The sequence below is a fragment of the Flavobacterium longum genome (genome assembly GCF_965137575.1).
GTDB classification, from domain to species: domain Bacteria; phylum Bacteroidota; class Bacteroidia; order Flavobacteriales; family Flavobacteriaceae; genus Flavobacterium; species Flavobacterium longum.
Genome location: NZ_CBCRZJ010000003.1, coordinates 122,876 through 138,922, shown reverse-complemented (window position 1 = coordinate 138,922; position 16,047 = coordinate 122,876). Strand labels below are relative to the sequence as shown.

Genomic DNA, 16,047 nt, shown 5'->3' with positions numbered 1-16,047 from the left:
CTAATTAGTCAGCGCATTTATTTTTTCCCAGAGCGTTTCATCAAAATCGGATAGGGCAACGGAAACATCGTCGGCGGCGTCGCCCATCCGGATCACGACCATCCGTTTGCTTGGAACTACGTATATTTTCTGGTCGTTCTTACCCAGCGCCATATACATGTCGTTCGGCCCGCTGGGGATGATGCTGCCATTGAATTGGAATTGCGTCTGCGGCAAATGGTAGCTGGATTTGCCGTTGAGCCACCAAAGATAGCCGTAAGCAAGGTTTATGTTTTGTGAGGTATTTTTGGCCTCATTCCAGAAATTTTCGTTGACGATTACGGTATCTTCCCATTTTCCTTTGTTGAGCATCAACAGTCCGAAACGCGCCATGCTACGGGCATTGCTGGCGTACACAATGTTGTTGCCCGAGACAAACCAGCCGCCGTTCATGCCAATCAGGTCGCGCAACTTCGCATTGAAGTAATCGCTGTAGGTCTGGCCGGTGGCTTCCGAAATCACATCCTGCAATTTCACATACACATTGTGGTATGCCCAGCGCGTGCCGGCGTCGGCTTTATATTGCAGTTCGGCAGGCGTCACGCCATCGCCAAGCGCATCGTCCAGGCCAGAAGTCATCTCCAGGAGATTGCGGCAGGTGATGAGGTTTTCCTTGGCCAAAGGTGCGGTTGTCCAGCCGGTTCCCAAATGATCAGATACTTTATCGTCAATGTCCAGAAATCCTTCCTGCTCGGCAATTCCGGTCATGGTGGCGGTCAACGTTTTCCCGGCGCTGGCCCAATACCAAAGCGAAGACGCGGCGTGGCCATTGAAATAGTTTTCCATCACCATTTTGCCGTCCACGAGAATGATGAAAGCTTTTGTGTGTTTTTCTTCGAGATAATCCAGAAGCGGTTGTGCGGCGGTTTCGTTCCAGCCCAATGCTGCGGGTGTCTTGGTTTCCCAAACGTCAGAACCGATAGGCGGAAAATACAATTCGGTGTTGTCGGGTGGTTGGTTTGTTGCGTCGTCGTTGGAACAGCCCAAAATCAGCAACGCAAAGCAGAGTATGGAAAGCGCTTTCATAAAAAAAATTTAGCCTCAGATGATAAAGGTAGCGAATAGTTTAACGGCGAATTCGTATTTTTAGTCACCCAATTTAATCCTTTCCTAAAATGATCTCCAGATTGACTTTTTTATTACTGATGTTGCTGCTCGTGGCCTGTAATGGCGCGGTGCAACCCGAAGATATTTCCAAAATCAATGGCTATTGGGAAATCGAGAAAGTCATCCTGCCAGACGGCAATACCAAAGATTACAAGATCAACACGACCATAGACTATTTCAAGATTGAAGGCGAGAAAGGCTTCCGCAAGAAAGTCATGCCGCAAGTCGATGGAAAATACCTCGATGCCGGCACGTCCGAAAAAGTATCGGTTTCATTCCAAGACGGCGATGCTTTTCTCTACTACGACTCGGGTTACGCCAAATGGAAGGAGAAAATCATCTCAATCTCTGACCAGGAATTGGTCTTTAAGAATGACAACAATCTCGAGTACCATTACAAGAAACCCGTTCCTTTCACTATAAAATAATGGCCAAAAGACTCAGCAATGACAACCATGTGGGCGATATCCTGAAAGAAATCATCCAAAGCAACAAGCTCCAGCCCGGTATGGACCAAGTCGCCGTGCTTGATGCCTGGAAAAACCTTATGGGCAATGGTGTGAACAGTTACACCCGGAACATGATACTGAAAGGTTCAACGTTGTATGTGGAATTGACTTCGGCCGTATTGCGGGAAGAGTTAAGCTTCGGGAAGAACAAAATCATCCACATGCTCAACGAAGAATTGGGCAAGGAAGTCGTGAAGGAAGTGGTATTGCGCTAATACATCAAATAAAAATCCCGCCTTCAATGAAGCGGGATTTTCTTTTCGGACAATCGAAATATCTTACATCGAATCGATTAAAACATCTCACGGCCTGCAAAATGGAACGCGCCTTCAATGGCAGCATTCTCGTCGCTGTCCGATCCGTGAACGGCATTTTCGCCAATAGACTTGGCGTACTTCTTACGGATAGTGCCTTCGGCAGCTTGCTCAGGGTTTGTGGCACCGATAAGCGTACGGAAATCTTCTACCGCATTTTCCTTTTCCAGGATTGCCGCAACGATCGGGCCGCGCGACATGAATTCAACCAATTCGCCAAAGAACGGACGCTCTTTGTGGATGGCATAAAAATTCTGTGCATCGGCAACGGTCATTTGCGTGAGTTTCATCGCCACGATCCTAAAGCCGCCGTCAGCAATCATATTTAAAATTCCCCCGATGTGTCCGGCCTCAACCGCATCAGGCTTAATCATTGTAAATGTTCTGTTTGTAGCCATTTTATTATTTTTTAAAATCGGTGCAAAAGTAGCGCTTCCAAATTGAATATAAAAATGGGCACACGTCTTTTTTCGGGCGAAAACAAAAATCCCCCGGCGCTACTTCCGAGGGATTCAAGCATAACTTCAAAACTATTTTTTTAACCAAAAAATACTCGGGGAGATATTTTTATAAGCGTTTGATTTTAAAATCGTTGCAAATGTAGTGTGCCCATTTCGTGTTCGTTGTATTCATTTTTCCGCAAACGTTTTAGTGTTGAAAACTTGCTTGTTTCCGATAGGAAAATGACAGAATGGACTTATTAATTATTCACGGATCAATTTCATGGTAGCTACCGTTTGTCCCGATAGTACTTTCGCGACATACATGCCCGATGCCAACCGCTGCGCATCCAAATCCATTTCCAAACCGTTGCCTTTTTGGGTCAGCACCAGTTTGCCGGTAAGGTCAAAGAGCGCCACTTCCTGAATGGGGTTACTGCATTGGATGCGCCATGCCAAAACCGCAGGATTGGGTGTAACACCAACCGTCGTGAGCGATAGTTGCGGTAGCGCCAGCGTGGTCGAAATCGTGTAAGACAATGTATTTCGATTGAATTCAATGCCGTGAAGTGCTGTAGACGCCGTGGTGATTACGATGTCGGCACCATTGGGTACGGCCGTTCCGCTCATGCCGTTGCCACCCCAATTGGTTGTCCAGCTGTCGTCCAGCCTGAACTTCAATGCGCCGTTGCTGAGCATGATGTTGCCGTAGTAATACTCGCCGTTGGATGTCATGAGGTCCACATCGGTGTTCCAACCATTAACCGCTGTTCCGAGCACGCCAACGCTTGGGAAATGAAAGTCGTAAGCGCCGGTTGTGCGGTTAAAGTCTACGGTATATTGGCCGCCTGGAATGAAAAGAGCCGGTCCTTGCGAGACAGCAGTTCCGGTCGGGAATGCCGTGCTGGACCAAACCAGATTCGGGTTGTCATCCTGCCGAAAAACGGCCGTTCCGCTGGTAAAATAAAACGCAGACAAACGGTAATTTACGCCGTCGACAGTGGCCATATTCACGTCCGGACCCATAAATCCGTTGATGCCGTCTACGGCCGGACCCCAAATCCCGACAAACGAGAATGCCGTGGTTCCAATGAATGTGTAGGTGCCATTGCTGCGGTTGAACGTAATGTCATAGGTGCCGGCAACCGTTGGAATATTTGGCCCGCCCTGAACACCGTTGCCTGACGGGAAAGTAGATCCGCCCCAATTGATCGTCCAGTCATAATCCTGGCGAAATTTAACCTCGCCGGTGCTTACCGAAACATTCGGCAAAGTATAGGTAACAAAATCGGCGGTCGTCATGGCGAGTTCGGCGCCTGTCATGTTGCCTGGCCAGCCATTGACGCCAGTGCCTACTATTGATACGATTTGAGCTTGGCCCGCAAACGCCAATAGCAAAGCGGCAGTTAACCATAAATTTTTCATGATAAGTCCTTTGTTTGATGCGAATGTAGCTGAAAACCAGCTAAAAGCAAGAGTGTCCTGCTGGAATCCACTATCGAAAACGTTTGCGTGTTGACAACTTAAAGTACGATGATGTCGAACCTATTTTCAAGCGGTTGAACGACCGACGCGATTTTTGGGATCAATGCTTCGCCGTGGTCGAGCCAGAATTCAGAGAAATTTGCGAATCGTTCCTGCAGCGTGCCGTTCGGGAACAATTCCTGTTGCAAATGAGTCATGCGCGAGAGCAGTTCGGTATGTTTGCGTTTCTCGGCCTTCAACAACCGTTTTTCGAGGTTGTCCAATCCTTTGATTTGTTTGGCTTCCTGTGCTTTGACGGCACCAGAAAAAGATTTATCTGTCTGTTGGGCGATGTCGAAAAGTGCCGCGAATTGCCGTCTCAAGAAATCCTTCTGGGCCGAAAAATCCAGTTCGAAGGGCGAAAGGGCTTTCGTTTTTTCGGTCACTAAATCTTGCGGCTTGCGGAATAAGTCTTTCCAGGTCAGTTGCAATTTGTCTGCTTTTGCGGCTTGCTTTTCCGTGACCAGCAGTACCGAGTTCCGGACGAGCAACATCGGGAATGTCACGTCCATCGCTTTAAAGAAACTCTTGAGTTCCAGCCAATAGGCAATTTCGCCGCCGCCGCCTATGTAACACAAGTTGGGCAAAATCACTTCCTGATACAATGGCCGCATGATTACGTTAGGGCTAAAGCGCTCCGGATGCCGCTGCACGATATCCAACATTTCCGTTTCAGAAAAACGCATCGGCGTATTGTTCACCACAAAAGTTTCTCCTTCGCGGATGATGCGTTCGCGCAGGCCGTCTTCCATGTAAAAAAGGTTGATTTCCCGAGGGTTGACCTGAATCGTATAGCCGTGCATCGTGTCGATGGTGTCCGTGACTTCCTGATGTGACACCTGCCCGAGAAGCTCTTTTTCGATGTAAGGCGAAAATTGGCGTTTCAGTTCAGTGTCATCGCCGTCGAGAATAACCAATCCGTACGCACCGAAGAGCGCATTGGCCAAATGGCGCGTGGCATCGGTTAAGTTGCTTTTTTCGAGATAAGATGTCGCAAAGAGTTTTCGAAGCGTATCAGCGTGATTTCCTGCGCCCAATCCAGCGGAAAACAGTTCAAAGGCCGCGGCCAATCCTTCGGTGTCCAATCTGCCGACTGGGCCAGAAACCTCTCGGTGCCATCGGAATTTCTTGCCTTTGAAATTGAAGTAGTTGATTTCCTCGAAATCGTGGTCTTCAGTCGCCATCCAATACACCGGAACAAATTCGCAGTCCGGATACCTTTCCTTGAGCTGCGCTGCGAGTTTGATGGTCGAAATGATTTTGTACAAGAAATACAACGGCCCGGTAAAGAGGTTCAATTGATGGCCGGTGGTCACCGTAAATGTGCGGCTGCTTTTGAGCGATTCGATGTTTTTTCTGGTGATGTCTGACACGTCGAGTCCACGGTATTGCCGTTCGATAGTCTCCGAAAGAAGCGCCCGGTTTCCTGAGAAATTGGCCGATTTTTCATCGATCTGCGCCCCGAAATTGTCCAAGGTCGGAAACCGGTTGTACAGCTTTTCCAATTCGGTTTTCCGGTTGAGATAGTCTGAAATGAGGTCTGAAAAATAACCGGATTCCTGATAGCTGATACAGTCGTTTGGCATGGCGGATGGTGAAAATTTCGGTAAAATTAGGGAAAAAAAGCGAATAGCCGATGGCAGTAAAACGTTGAAAACAAAGGCGTTTTCAATTTTTTGAAAGTTTTATTAGGAAATTCCGAAAAGAATTATAAAAATTTGCGCCGTTATCATTTAACCTAAAAACGAAGAAATATGTTTGCAAGTTTCAACATTCAAAATGCACTGCAGCCGTCGGTAGATGGCCGTGTACTTCTTCGTGGCTTATCTCCCAGTTAATTCATACTTAATCATATGAGAAAGCCCGAAGTTATTTAGTTCGGGCTTTTTTTGTACTTCAAAATTTCCCGATTCATCAATCCGCCATTTGCCATTAGGCAAATCATGTGCGCATAGTCGCATCACAAATTATTTAGAAATCATGGGAAATAAATTATCAGGGAAAGACCTCGTAAAGCTGGGTTTTCCCAAAAACAATTCAATCAATGTTGCGTTGGGACAGATCAACCGTTACCGACGCGATGTCCGCAAGGAAGTAATCCTTAATGAAGCAAAAGAGGTTTTACGCCAACCGGAGAAATTCGTGTCAAACCAAACCTGGGCTAAAGTGGCCGAAGGGTTGATGAAACCAGAGGAGATCCGCATAAGGCAACTGATGCATTCGCCGGCACCGTTTGCGATTTTCGGAGGGAATGAAATCGATGCGCAAGCAAAAAACCAGTTGTACGACGCACTGAAATTGCCAATTGCCGTAGCCGGTGCGTTGATGCCCGATGCACACACCGGTTATGGGTTGCCGATTGGCGGTGTATTGGCTACGGAGAATGCCGTGATTCCATATGGTGTTGGCGTTGATATCGGTTGCCGCATGAGTCTGTCCGTATTTGATTTGCCTGCTTCCTACCTGAAAGGGAAGGATCACCAACTCCAGAATATCCTGAAAGAGCATACGAAATTCGGGATGAAGGAAACGCATGCGGTCAAGGTCGACCACGAGATTTTCACGCGCAGTGTATTCGGTGAAATTCCTTTGCTGCGAAGTCTCTTGGGCAAAGCATACCAGCAATTGGGTACATCCGGAGGCGGAAATCATTTCGTGGAATTTGGCATCGTCACGCTCAATGCCGCGCGTCCGGAATGGGAACTGTCTGCCGGTGATTATCTGGCTGTATTGTCGCACTCCGGTTCCCGCGGGCTGGGCGCGAACATCGCCAAATACTATACTGATCTTGCCGCAAAGGAATGCCGGTTGCCGAAAGCCGTCCAGCATCTGGCGTGGCTTGACCTTGACAGCCAGCCGGGTCAGGAATACTGGTTGGCGATGAACTTGGCCGGAGATTATGCGCAAGCCTGTCACGACGATATCCACCGACGTATTTCCAAGGCGCTCGGTCACCGAATTGCCTTCAACATCGGAAACCACCACAATTTTGCTTGGAAGGAAATGGTTGACGGACACGAGCGCATTGTACACCGGAAAGGCGCCACGCCGGCTGCGAAAGACGAATTAGGGATTATCCCCGGTTCAATGACTGCGCCCGGCTATATTGTCTCGGGCAAAGGAAATGCGTTAAGCCTGAATTCCGCTTCACACGGAGCCGGACGATTGTTGTCCCGCGCCAAGTGCAAAGCGACTTTTACACCCAGCGAAGTGAAGAAAACACTTTCGGAACATGGCGTGACGTTGATTGGAGGAAATGTAGACGAGGCGCCGATGGCTTACAAAAACATCAAAACAGTAATGGCTTTGCAGGCAGAGCTCGTCGATGTACTCGGGGTTTTTATCCCGAAGATTGTCCGAATGGACAAATGATCACCATTTAAATATTCAAAAATGAGATGAAAACTATAGATAAATACTTGTCACAAGCCTTAGACAGCTATCCATTTTCTTTGGAATCTACCATTGAATCCCTGGACTATGCACTGTCTTACGACGACAAGAACGCAACGGCGTTGTTGCTTTATGCCCGCGTACATTCCGAACAGCTTATGCAGTACGAGGAAGCCAAGCATTATTATGAACGTGCTTTGGCGGCAGACATTCTTGCCGTGGAAGTATATCCTTATTACATCAGGACATTGGTGCTGAACCAGGACTACGAAGAGGCAGAAAAGCTCATAGCATTTGCGTTGACCATCAAAGGCATTCCCAAGGCAGAAATCTTGTATGGCCGGGTGTTCTTATTGGAACACCTACAACGGTACAAGAAAGCACTTAAGGCTTTGGCTGAAGTCCGCTTGGTGGCGATGAATTCATGGAGCGATGCGTTCTATGACGCCGCGGAAAAACGGCTTAAAACCAAGCAGAAGTTCATTTCCGGGAAACGGAAGAGAAAGGCGGACTGATTTGTTCCGCCTTTTTGTTTCAATATCCTTAATTTTGCCAACTATGACCGCCAAATGTTACCTGATCACACCGCCGTTCACGCAGCTCAATACGCCTTATCCGGCTACGGCTTACCTAAAAGGTTTTCTGAAAACCAAAGGCATTGACGCCGCGCAGGATGATTTGGGCATCGAGGTCATTCTAGAACTTTTCTCACGACAAGGCTTGTCGTCGCTTTTTTCAAAGGTCGATACCTCTGCGGAAATTTTATCGGACAACGCCACCCGTATTTACGCCCTGCGTGAAGATTATGTCAACACGATTGACTCCGTCATTGCGTTCCTGCAAGGGAAAAATCCAACGCTCGCACTGTCGATTTGCCAAGATGATTTCCTCCCCGAAGCTTCTCGGTTCGCCCAATTGGATGACCTGGACTGGGCATTCGGGGCGATGGGCACGCAAGACAAAGCGAAACACCTGGCTACGTTGTATCTCGAGGATTTGTCGGACTTTATCGTGGAATGTGTCGATCCGCATTTTGGGTTCAGCCGTTACGCTGAACGATTGGGGCGTTCGGCCAACAGCTTCGACGAGTTGTACGATGCCTTGCAGCAGCCGCAAACCTATATCGATGACATCCTGCTGGAGGTATTTGGTAGGAGATTGGCAGCCATCAAGCCTGATTTATTATTGGTCTCGGTGCCATTTCCGGGAAATCTTTATGCCGCATTTCGGTGTGCGCAATTCGTGAAAAGGCACTATCCGAATACCAAAGTGGCCATGGGCGGCGGTTTCCCCAATACGGAATTGCGGTCTTTGTCTGACCCGCGTGTCTTTGAATTTCTTGACTTTATTACACTCGACGACGGCGAACGACCGGTGGAATTGCTGGTCGAATACCTCGAAGGCCGTCGCACGATTGAGGCGCTGAAACGCACTTTTGTGCTGGCTGACCGAAAGGTTCAGTACATGGATGGCTCTGGATTACCCGATTACAAACAAAGCGAAGTTGGGGCGCCGGACTATACCGGATTGCCGCTGGACAAGTACATTTCGGTGATTGAAATCGCCAACCCGATGCACCGTCTTTGGAGCGACGGCCGCTGGAATAAACTCACGATGGCTCACGGCTGCTACTGGGGAAAATGCACTTTCTGCGACATTTCGCTCGATTACATCAAAGTATATGAACCCGTTGCGGCCAGTTTACTCTGCGACCGCATGGAAACACTCATGGCCCAAACCGGTCAGAACGGCTTCCATTTCGTCGACGAAGCCGCGCCGCCGGCCTTGATGCGCGCACTCGCGTTGGAAATTCTGCGCCGCAAAATGGCCGTGACCTGGTGGACGAACATCAGGTTCGAGAAAAGTTTCAGCCGTGATTTATGCATACTCTTGAAAGCCTCGGGTTGTATTGCGGTTTCCGGCGGTCTGGAAGTCGCGTCGGACCGGTTGCTGGCGCTGATCGACAAAGGTGTCACGGTAAGTCAAGTGGCGAAAGTCACCCGAAATTTCACCGAGTCGGGCATTATGGTGCATGCGTATCTGATGTACGGTTACCCAACGCAGACCGTTCAAGAAACGATTGACAGTCTGGAAATGGTACGGCAAATGTTTGAAGCGGGTATTTTGCAGTCTGGGTTTTGGCACCAATTCGCCCTGACGGCGCACAGTCCTGTTGGGATGCGCCCCGAGGATTTCGGCATCGTCAAAACCACTGATGCGATAGGCGCGTTCGCCAATAACGATTTGGATTACGTCGATCAAACAGGCATCGATCATGGCCAATTCAGCTTTGGGCTCAAGAAATCCCTGTACAATTACATGCACGGCATCTGTTTCGACAATGATTTGCAGGATTGGTTCGATTTCAGGATTCCGCGGACGACGATTGCACCCGATTTCATTGTAAAGGCCACTGGTGACGATGCCCAAATCGCGTTGAAGTTCCCGTCAAAAGTGGTTTGGATTGGGTCAAATCCGAAAGTACGTCATTTCACGAAATCCAAGAAAGGCAATACTTGGCGCATGGCCGCATTGACTTTTCACGACAAGCGACACGCATTCACCATAGAATTAAACGAATTGGAAGGCAATTGGCTCGCTGGAAAACTTGCGGAATTATCCGTTTCTAATACCAAAACCCTGACCTTGCAACAGCTAAAGCAAGACTTTGAAAATGAAGGAATGGAAAATTTCGAGTTGTTCTGGACTTCGAAATCGTTAAGCGTACTCAAGGCATCGGGACTGCTTGCGCTATAATTTACTTTTTCTTTTTCTTGCTCATTTTTTCGAACTTTTCCACTTGCTCCGGCTGTAAAACGCCCTTAATTTTTGCGTTCATTTTTTCCCGCAACGCAATAATCTGTTCTATCTTCGATTCTTTTGGAATGTCTTGTACCACAATTTTTTCTTCCGCTTTTTGATTTTCGCTCAGTAACTGTTCAATGACCGCGGCCTGGAAACCATCCAGAGACAGTTCTTCCGTCAGGAGTCTAACCGACATATCAACGAGTTCTTCTTTGTCTGGCGATTTTTTTTTGGATTGCTGCATAGTAGCCCCGGTTAGTCGGCGTGTTTCACCATTGTGATACTGCGCGGCGACAGTGCCGGTCATCAAAAGCAGGGCGACGGTAATCCAAGATTTCATATCGAAAATTTATTGCAAAAATATACAATTACAGGTCTGTCGAAAAACGAAATCCGATGCCGTGCAGGTTTTCAATGGCAATGCCTGTCTCATTGGCGAGGATTTTCCGTAGGCGTGAAATGAATACATCCAGGCTTCGGCCCATGAAGTAATCGTCGTCGCCCCAAAGAGATTTCAGAATCTCTTCCCGTTTGAGCACACGGTTTTTGTTGTCTATGAAAAGTTTCAACAAGTCAGATTCACGCTGGGTAAGCGCAATTTTTTCTTTTTCGTTGAAGATGAACATGTTGCGGCTGTCGAACTGGTAACTTCCTATCTCATACAACGTGTTTTTATTTATTTTCTTCATGGATCGTTTAAGGAACACTTCAATCTTAAGGACCAATTCTTCAATGCTGAAGGGTTTCACCAAATAGTCGTCGGCGCCCAAACGCAGGCCCTTTAATCGGTCTTCTTTCAGTGTTTTGGCCGAAAGAAAAAGCAACGGGATTTCGGTATCGGCTTCCCGGATGGCCGCCGCCAGGTCAAAACCATCCATTTTGGGCAGCATGATGTCCAGGATGCACAAGTCAAACTGGTGTTGCTTGAATTGCTCGAGGCAACGCTTTCCGTCGGCGCAGTGCAGTACGTCGTAGCCTTGCTGTTCGAGGTTGTCAACGGTCAAAAAAGCGAGCGTTTCGTCGTCTTCGGCATATAGAATCTTCGGTTTCATCGCATCGGGATTGTTAGGGTTATGGCAATGCCTTTTGACGGATTGTTCTCGGCCGAAATTTTCCAGCCGTGCAAGGTGCATATTTTCTTGACGTAGTACAACCCAAGCCCAAACCCGTTGACTTCGTTGCTTTTTACGCTCGGGATGCGGTAGAACTTGTCGAAGATAAACGGCAACTGTTTCGCGGGCACGCCAATGCCGTTGTCTTTGAAGGTAAGTTTTAACGTCGCGTTTTCCACCGTGGCGTTGATGACGATTTCCGGTGTTCCGTCGCAATACTTGATGGAATTGTCGATGAGGTTATAGACGATGTTCGTGAAATGGAATGCGTCGGCAACAATCGAAATCGGTCCGTCGGCGCTGAATGAAATCGCGATCGTCTCGTGCTTCAGTTTGATGTTTTCGATGACGTCGAGAATAACCGCCGAGACATCAATCGTGGTTTTCTCCAGTTCCAGCGGCGCGCCGTCAGACTTGGCCACGTTAAGGATTTTCCCGATATGGCTGTTAAGTTTATTGCTCTGGTCGATGATGATGCCGGTGTATTTCTGTAGCTTTTCGTCGGATTGGATGGCCTGCTGCTTCATCAGGTAATTCGACGCCAAAAGGATTGAAGAGAGCGGCGTCTTGAATTCATGCGTCATGTTGTTGATGAAGTCGCGCTGCAATTCCGAATACTTCCGCTGTTGCAGAATCGTAAAAATCGAATATACATAAACCAGTAAAATCACGACCAACGCAAAAGACAACACGAACCAGAACTTCAACGAGCTGAACAAATAGCTGGTTTCATTCGGGAACCGGATCGCGAAATAGTACACCAAATTTTTATGCTTCGGGAAATGGACTGATTTCTTTGCAGCCTCGTCGGAGGTCATCGACACATAATTGCCGTACACCATCGCATCTGAACTGCAATTGTAGATGGCGTATTCAAAATCTGTGGCGATGCCCATTTTCTTGAATTCGGACTTGAGGTAAAATTCCAAAATGTCAGGCTCGAAGTCGTTGGCCACGTTGACTATGTAGTAGTCGTTGGCCATTTTCTCGATCGGGCTTTCCGTAGGCAAATCGTGGTTTGTGCCTTCGTAAAGGCTTTTCACGACTTCCAACAAGGACACGTGCACTTTCTGGCTGAATTTTTTTTCCTCCAGGCCGAATGCCTCTTTCGTCCAGAGCAATTGCGCCACGATGATGCCCACTATGGCCACAAGGCCGAGGACAATGATGCTATTGAGTTTGTTGAATTTCATCGGATTTTCGGGACTGTAATATTAAGGAAAAATGCCGACCGATTTTACCGTTAACAACTCGTTAACAAAGGTTTGAAACTGGTTAACAAACGGTCAGGGAAGAAGCCCATACTTTTGGTTTATCGAAAATGACCGATTAACCAAAATTAAAAACGTATCCAAATGAAAACACTGAAAATTTCCCTGTTGGCCTTGACTTTCGGCCTGATGTCGTTCAATAGCGGCAACACTATTACTGATCCATTCGTGAAAACTGCCGCAATTTCGGCCGTGAGCTGGAAGTCCGACATGATTGAAGTCGGTGAAATCCAGCAGAACCAACCCAAGAATATTGAGTTTGAGTTCACCAACACCGGAAAGACCGACATCGTCATCACCAACGTAAGGCCAACTTGCGGCTGTACCGTCGCCGATTATACCAAAACGCCAATCAAACCGGGTGAGAAAGGAAAAGTAAACGCCACGTTCAACGCCGCTGTGAAAGGCGCGTTCACCAAAACCATCACGGTCACGACCAACGCCGAAGAAACGCCAAAATCATTGACTTTTAAAGGAACGGTGATTTAATCCGCAACGGAAAATTGATAATGGAAAGCCTCTCGACACGAGAGGCTTTTTTAGTGGTAGTTAGCGTAATTGTCAATTGCTCAAGCCGGTTCGCCATAGAGGTCAAATTCAGTGGCATCGGTAATCTTGATGTTGACAAATTCACCGGTTTTCAAATAATATTTTGCAGCGTCGATAAGCACCTCGTTGTCTACATCCGGGCTGTCGAATTCGGTTCGGCCCACGAAATGGTTGCCTTCTTTCCGGTCAATCACGCATTTAAAAACCTGACCGATTTTCTCCTGGTTCAGTTCCCATGAAATCTGCGACTGCATTTCCATGATTTCGTTGGCGCGTTGTTGCTTGACCTCGGCCGGCACGTCATCTTCCAATAAGTACGCGTGTGTGTTTTCCTCGTGTGAATAGGCGAAACAGCCCAGTCGCTCGAAACGCATGTCCTGCACCCAATCTTTCAGGATTTGGAAATCTTCCTCGGTTTCGCCCGGATAACCCACAATCAAGGTCGTTCTGATGGCCATGCCGGGAACGGCCGCGCGGAAATCCTTCAGTAATTGTATGGTCTTGGCGTAAGTAGTGCCGCGGCGCATCGATTTCAGGATTTTATCGGAAATATGTTGCAGCGGAATATCAAGGTAGTTACAGATTTTGGGCTCGCGTCTCATCAGTTCGAGTACGTCCATCGGGAAACCGGTAGGGAAGGCGTAATGGAGCCTGATCCATTCGATACCGTCGATTTTTGCCAGCGCTTCGAGCAGTTCAGCCAGGTTTCGTTTTTTGTACAGATCCAGCCCGTAGTAAGTCAAATCCTGTGCAATCAAGATCAGTTCCTTTACGCCGTCCCGCGCCAAACCTTCGGCTTCCTTCACCAATTTCTCGATGGGCTGAGACACATGTTTACCCCGCATAATCGGGATGGCGCAAAAACTGCACGGCCGGTCGCAACCTTCGGCGATTTTGAGATACGCATAATTTTTAGGTGTCGTCGTCAAGCGTTCGCCCAGCAATTCATGTTTGTAGTCTGCGCCCAACGCTTTGAGCAACAGCGGCAATTCTGTCGTGCCGAAATATTGGTCTATGTTCGGGATTTCCTTTTCCAGGTCTGGTCGGTAACGTTCGGAAAGGCATCCGGTCACGAAAACCTTGTCCACCAATCCGCGGTCTTTCTTGTCGGCGTAACGCAAAATCGTGTTCACCGATTCTTCCTTGGCGTTGTCGATGAATCCGCACGTATTGATAACGATGATGTTGCCTTCTTCTTTCTCCGGCGCTTCGTGCGTCACTTCTTTCCCATTGGCGCGCAATTGGCCCATCAGGACTTCGCTGTCATAGACGTTTTTGGAACATCCTAGCGTGATGACATTGATTTTATTTTGCTTTAACGACTTGGTTCTCATGGTAAAAAATAAGGCCGCAAAATTACGATTTTTATCGTCGTCGTCGACTATTTCGAAAACTTTAAGCATAAAAAATCCGCCTCGAACGGGAAGCGGATCTTAAAAATGATGAATCGTTTTTTATAATTCTACCAAGAAAGTCAGCGAGATGTTGTTGCTCACCGAACTGATGGTCGGGTAATCATTGAATACCGGCGCGAAAAGCCCTTGTTTGGTGACACGGCGGGAATGGGTGTAAGAAAGGTCGATTTTGTATTCGCCGAAACTGTAACCGAGACCGCCGGAGAAACCGGTCAAATCACCGATGGTTTCATTGTTTTTGTACGGGCTTTCTTCCCAGTGGTAGCCGCCGCGGATGCTGAATTGCTTGATGCGGTGTTCGGCTCCGATACGCAAGTCGAAGGCATTGCTGTCTAGCTGGTTGGCCATCGCGCGGTTGACGCCTTGGAATTGGTTGTTGGGAGAGAACTCGGTGTTGCTGTAATCCTTCAATGAACAATCGATGGAAATCAGGCCGTATTTGTCAAACACGTAGGCCATGCTACCGGTCCATTTTCCTGGGATGTACAACTTGTAGGTATCGTACACCATGATGACGTTCGGGTCAACGATGGTGGTCATTTGCTGGTTCGTGTCCGGGTTGATGCTAACGCTGGATAGCGCTTGCGAAATTTCGTCGTTCAAACGCATCCATGTGGGTGACTGGTACGTCAACCCGACACGCAGTTCTTTACTGAGTTTGGCGATGGCGCCCAATTGGAACGAGAAACCATTGCCATACGTGTAGAGGTCGTTGTCAAAACGCATACGCTGTAGACCATTGGCAGGATCGTTCGATTGCTCTTCATAAAACGCCGTAGACTGGCGGTAATCTACGAAATGCGAATTCAGGTTCAACCCGATGTAAAGTTTGTCTTTGTATTGCGCCGCCACGTTGAACGAAGCTTTCCCGTTGTAGCCTGTGGACACGAAAGCATTTTCCTGAAAGTAGTTTCCGCCCGCCGGAACATTCGACACGTATTGGGTGTTATTACCAGCTTCCGTTACCGGATTGATGATGTAACCCTGGTAGCCGAGAAAAGCTTGCGCATTGGCATAAGAAAGTTCTTCGTAGAAAGAATTCTGCAACAACCCGAGCGGGACTGCGCCGCCGTTCGCATAATTCAAAAAGTAACTCGCAATGGAATTGTTGGTATTCACTCCGGATGCATACCAGGAATTGTCAAAGTTGTTGACGTTTTCGTAGTCGATGGCCAGTGAAAGTTTTTTCCAATCGCTTTTCTGGTTTTCGTTTTTCAGAACATACACACCGCCGGCTTGGCTCAGGTCAAAAGAGTTATCGGTTTCCTTGTTGTTGGTTCCGAAATAACCCGCTTTGTTTCTGAGGTTATAGCTGCTCAGGGTAGCGCCCACCTGCGGATTGTTGAACACCGCTGAACTTGCGGGATTTATGGAGATCGCCGACAGATCGCCGCCGAGTGCACCAAATGCGCCGCTCATGGCATTGAACCGCGCCGTACCGTTGATGTTGTCCTGCGCAAAACGCAACGCGTCTGAAATTTCTTGGGATTGCGCCGTAAAAGTGCAGCCCGCAACAAGGAAAGGTAAAATCTTCTTCATGAATTTTTGGTTATAGGTTCAAAAAAATAC

General features: G+C 48.0%; 15 protein-coding genes. 6 read left to right on the top strand and 9 right to left on the bottom strand.

Annotated features, from left to right (window positions below; all coding sequences use genetic code 11):
• Positions 1-1,065, bottom strand: coding sequence for a serine hydrolase domain-containing protein (locus tag ACM9J1_RS06220; RefSeq protein ID WP_415581167.1), 1,065 nt, complete (start codon positions 1,063-1,065; stop codon positions 1-3).
• Between the two features lie 101 nt (positions 1,066-1,166).
• On the opposite strand from ACM9J1_RS06220, the gene ACM9J1_RS06215 reads away from it, so the two are divergent.
• Together ACM9J1_RS06215 and ACM9J1_RS06210 are read left to right on the top strand one after the other, a co-directional pair.
• A complete protein-coding gene (locus tag ACM9J1_RS06215) occupies positions 1,167-1,574 on the top strand; it encodes a lipocalin-like domain-containing protein (protein WP_415581166.1) in 408 nt (135 codons plus the stop codon).
• Complete coding sequence (locus tag ACM9J1_RS06210) at positions 1,574-1,870, top strand: DciA family protein (protein ID WP_415581165.1); 297 nt, start codon at positions 1,574-1,576, stop codon at positions 1,868-1,870. Before ACM9J1_RS06215 ends, ACM9J1_RS06210 begins: the two co-directional genes overlap by 1 nt.
• A gap of 77 nt (positions 1,871-1,947) precedes the next feature.
• Here the strand turns inward: ACM9J1_RS06210 and ACM9J1_RS06205 are convergent, their stop codons facing one another.
• The 3 genes from ACM9J1_RS06205 to bshC all read right to left on the bottom strand — a co-directional run bounded on the left by ACM9J1_RS06205 (position 1,948) and on the right by bshC (position 5,519).
• Positions 1,948-2,367, bottom strand: a complete 420-nt coding sequence (locus ACM9J1_RS06205) for a nucleoside-diphosphate kinase (protein ID WP_415581164.1) — start codon at positions 2,365-2,367, stop codon at positions 1,948-1,950.
• Positions 2,368-2,673: 306 nt separating this feature from the next.
• Positions 2,674-3,834: a T9SS type A sorting domain-containing protein gene (locus ACM9J1_RS06200; RefSeq protein WP_415581163.1), complete on the bottom strand. Its 1,161-nt coding sequence runs from the start codon at positions 3,832-3,834 to the stop codon at positions 2,674-2,676.
• A 98-nt stretch (positions 3,835-3,932) separates the two neighbouring features.
• Positions 3,933-5,519: a bacillithiol biosynthesis cysteine-adding enzyme BshC gene (gene bshC / locus ACM9J1_RS06195; RefSeq protein ID WP_415581162.1), complete on the bottom strand. Its 1,587-nt coding sequence runs from the start codon at positions 5,517-5,519 to the stop codon at positions 3,933-3,935.
• Between the two features lie 394 nt (positions 5,520-5,913).
• Between bshC and ACM9J1_RS06190 the strand changes: the two genes are divergently transcribed.
• The 3 genes from ACM9J1_RS06190 to ACM9J1_RS06180 are packed head-to-tail and all read left to right on the top strand — an operon-like array spanning position 5,914 to position 10,083.
• Positions 5,914-7,305, top strand: coding sequence for an RtcB family protein (locus tag ACM9J1_RS06190; RefSeq protein ID WP_415581161.1), 1,392 nt, complete (start codon positions 5,914-5,916; stop codon positions 7,303-7,305).
• A gap of 26 nt (positions 7,306-7,331) precedes the next feature.
• On the top strand, positions 7,332-7,841 hold the full coding sequence (locus ACM9J1_RS06185; RefSeq protein WP_415581160.1) for a hypothetical protein: 510 nt from the start codon (positions 7,332-7,334) through the stop codon (positions 7,839-7,841).
• Between the two features lie 43 nt (positions 7,842-7,884).
• Entirely contained in the window at positions 7,885-10,083 is a 2,199-nt protein-coding gene (locus ACM9J1_RS06180) for a B12-binding domain-containing radical SAM protein (RefSeq protein WP_415581158.1), read from the top strand.
• A gap of 1 nt (position 10,084) precedes the next feature.
• On the opposite strand, the gene ACM9J1_RS06175 is transcribed toward ACM9J1_RS06180, so the two are convergent.
• The 3 genes from ACM9J1_RS06175 to ACM9J1_RS06165 are packed head-to-tail and all read right to left on the bottom strand — an operon-like array spanning position 10,085 to position 12,436.
• A complete protein-coding gene (locus tag ACM9J1_RS06175) occupies positions 10,085-10,471 on the bottom strand; it encodes a hypothetical protein (protein WP_415581156.1) in 387 nt (128 codons plus the stop codon).
• Between the two features lie 28 nt (positions 10,472-10,499).
• On the bottom strand, positions 10,500-11,183 hold the full coding sequence (locus ACM9J1_RS06170) for a response regulator transcription factor (protein ID WP_415581154.1): 684 nt from the start codon (positions 11,181-11,183) through the stop codon (positions 10,500-10,502).
• On the bottom strand, positions 11,180-12,436 hold the full coding sequence (locus ACM9J1_RS06165) for a sensor histidine kinase (RefSeq protein WP_415581152.1): 1,257 nt from the start codon (positions 12,434-12,436) through the stop codon (positions 11,180-11,182). The genes ACM9J1_RS06170 and ACM9J1_RS06165 overlap by 4 nt, the downstream gene beginning before the upstream one ends.
• A gap of 162 nt (positions 12,437-12,598) precedes the next feature.
• Between ACM9J1_RS06165 and ACM9J1_RS06160 the strand changes: the two genes are divergently transcribed.
• The gene (locus ACM9J1_RS06160) at positions 12,599-13,003 is read left to right on the top strand and encodes a DUF1573 domain-containing protein (RefSeq protein ID WP_415581150.1); all 405 of its coding nucleotides are present in this window, start codon (positions 12,599-12,601) and stop codon (positions 13,001-13,003) included.
• Between the two features lie 80 nt (positions 13,004-13,083).
• Here the strand turns inward: ACM9J1_RS06160 and rimO are convergent, their stop codons facing one another.
• Positions 13,084-14,397, bottom strand: a complete 1,314-nt coding sequence (gene rimO / locus ACM9J1_RS06155) for a 30S ribosomal protein S12 methylthiotransferase RimO (protein ID WP_415581149.1) — start codon at positions 14,395-14,397, stop codon at positions 13,084-13,086.
• Positions 14,398-14,517: 120 nt separating this feature from the next.
• Positions 14,518-16,017, bottom strand: a complete 1,500-nt coding sequence (locus ACM9J1_RS06150) for an OmpP1/FadL family transporter (RefSeq protein WP_415581147.1) — start codon at positions 16,015-16,017, stop codon at positions 14,518-14,520.
• Positions 16,018-16,047 lie beyond the last annotated feature (30 nt).

What these genes read in the sequence shown, in the direction of transcription:
- ACM9J1_RS06160 (WP_415581150.1), top strand. Translation starts at nt 12,599, where the DNA reads ATGAAAACACTGAAAATTTCCCTGTTGGCCTTGACTTTCGGCCTGATG.
- ACM9J1_RS06180 (WP_415581158.1), top strand. Translation starts at nt 7,885, where the DNA reads ATGACCGCCAAATGTTACCTGATCACACCGCCGTTCACGCAGCTCAAT.
- ACM9J1_RS06200 (WP_415581163.1), bottom strand. Translation starts at nt 3,834, where the DNA reads ATGAAAAATTTATGGTTAACTGCCGCTTTGCTATTGGCGTTTGCGGGC.
- ACM9J1_RS06205 (WP_415581164.1), bottom strand. Translation starts at nt 2,367, where the DNA reads ATGGCTACAAACAGAACATTTACAATGATTAAGCCTGATGCGGTTGAG.
- ACM9J1_RS06165 (WP_415581152.1), bottom strand. Translation starts at nt 12,436, where the DNA reads ATGAAATTCAACAAACTCAATAGCATCATTGTCCTCGGCCTTGTGGCC.
- ACM9J1_RS06175 (WP_415581156.1), bottom strand. Translation starts at nt 10,471, where the DNA reads ATGAAATCTTGGATTACCGTCGCCCTGCTTTTGATGACCGGCACTGTC.
- ACM9J1_RS06150 (WP_415581147.1), bottom strand. Translation starts at nt 16,017, where the DNA reads ATGAAGAAGATTTTACCTTTCCTTGTTGCGGGCTGCACTTTTACGGCG.
- ACM9J1_RS06190 (WP_415581161.1), top strand. Translation starts at nt 5,914, where the DNA reads ATGGGAAATAAATTATCAGGGAAAGACCTCGTAAAGCTGGGTTTTCCC.
- ACM9J1_RS06170 (WP_415581154.1), bottom strand. Translation starts at nt 11,183, where the DNA reads ATGAAACCGAAGATTCTATATGCCGAAGACGACGAAACGCTCGCTTTT.
- ACM9J1_RS06210 (WP_415581165.1), top strand. Translation starts at nt 1,574, where the DNA reads ATGGCCAAAAGACTCAGCAATGACAACCATGTGGGCGATATCCTGAAA.
- rimO (WP_415581149.1), bottom strand. Translation starts at nt 14,397, where the DNA reads ATGAGAACCAAGTCGTTAAAGCAAAATAAAATCAATGTCATCACGCTA.
- ACM9J1_RS06185 (WP_415581160.1), top strand. Translation starts at nt 7,332, where the DNA reads ATGAAAACTATAGATAAATACTTGTCACAAGCCTTAGACAGCTATCCA.
- bshC (WP_415581162.1), bottom strand. Translation starts at nt 5,519, where the DNA reads ATGCCAAACGACTGTATCAGCTATCAGGAATCCGGTTATTTTTCAGAC.
- ACM9J1_RS06220 (WP_415581167.1), bottom strand. Translation starts at nt 1,065, where the DNA reads ATGAAAGCGCTTTCCATACTCTGCTTTGCGTTGCTGATTTTGGGCTGT.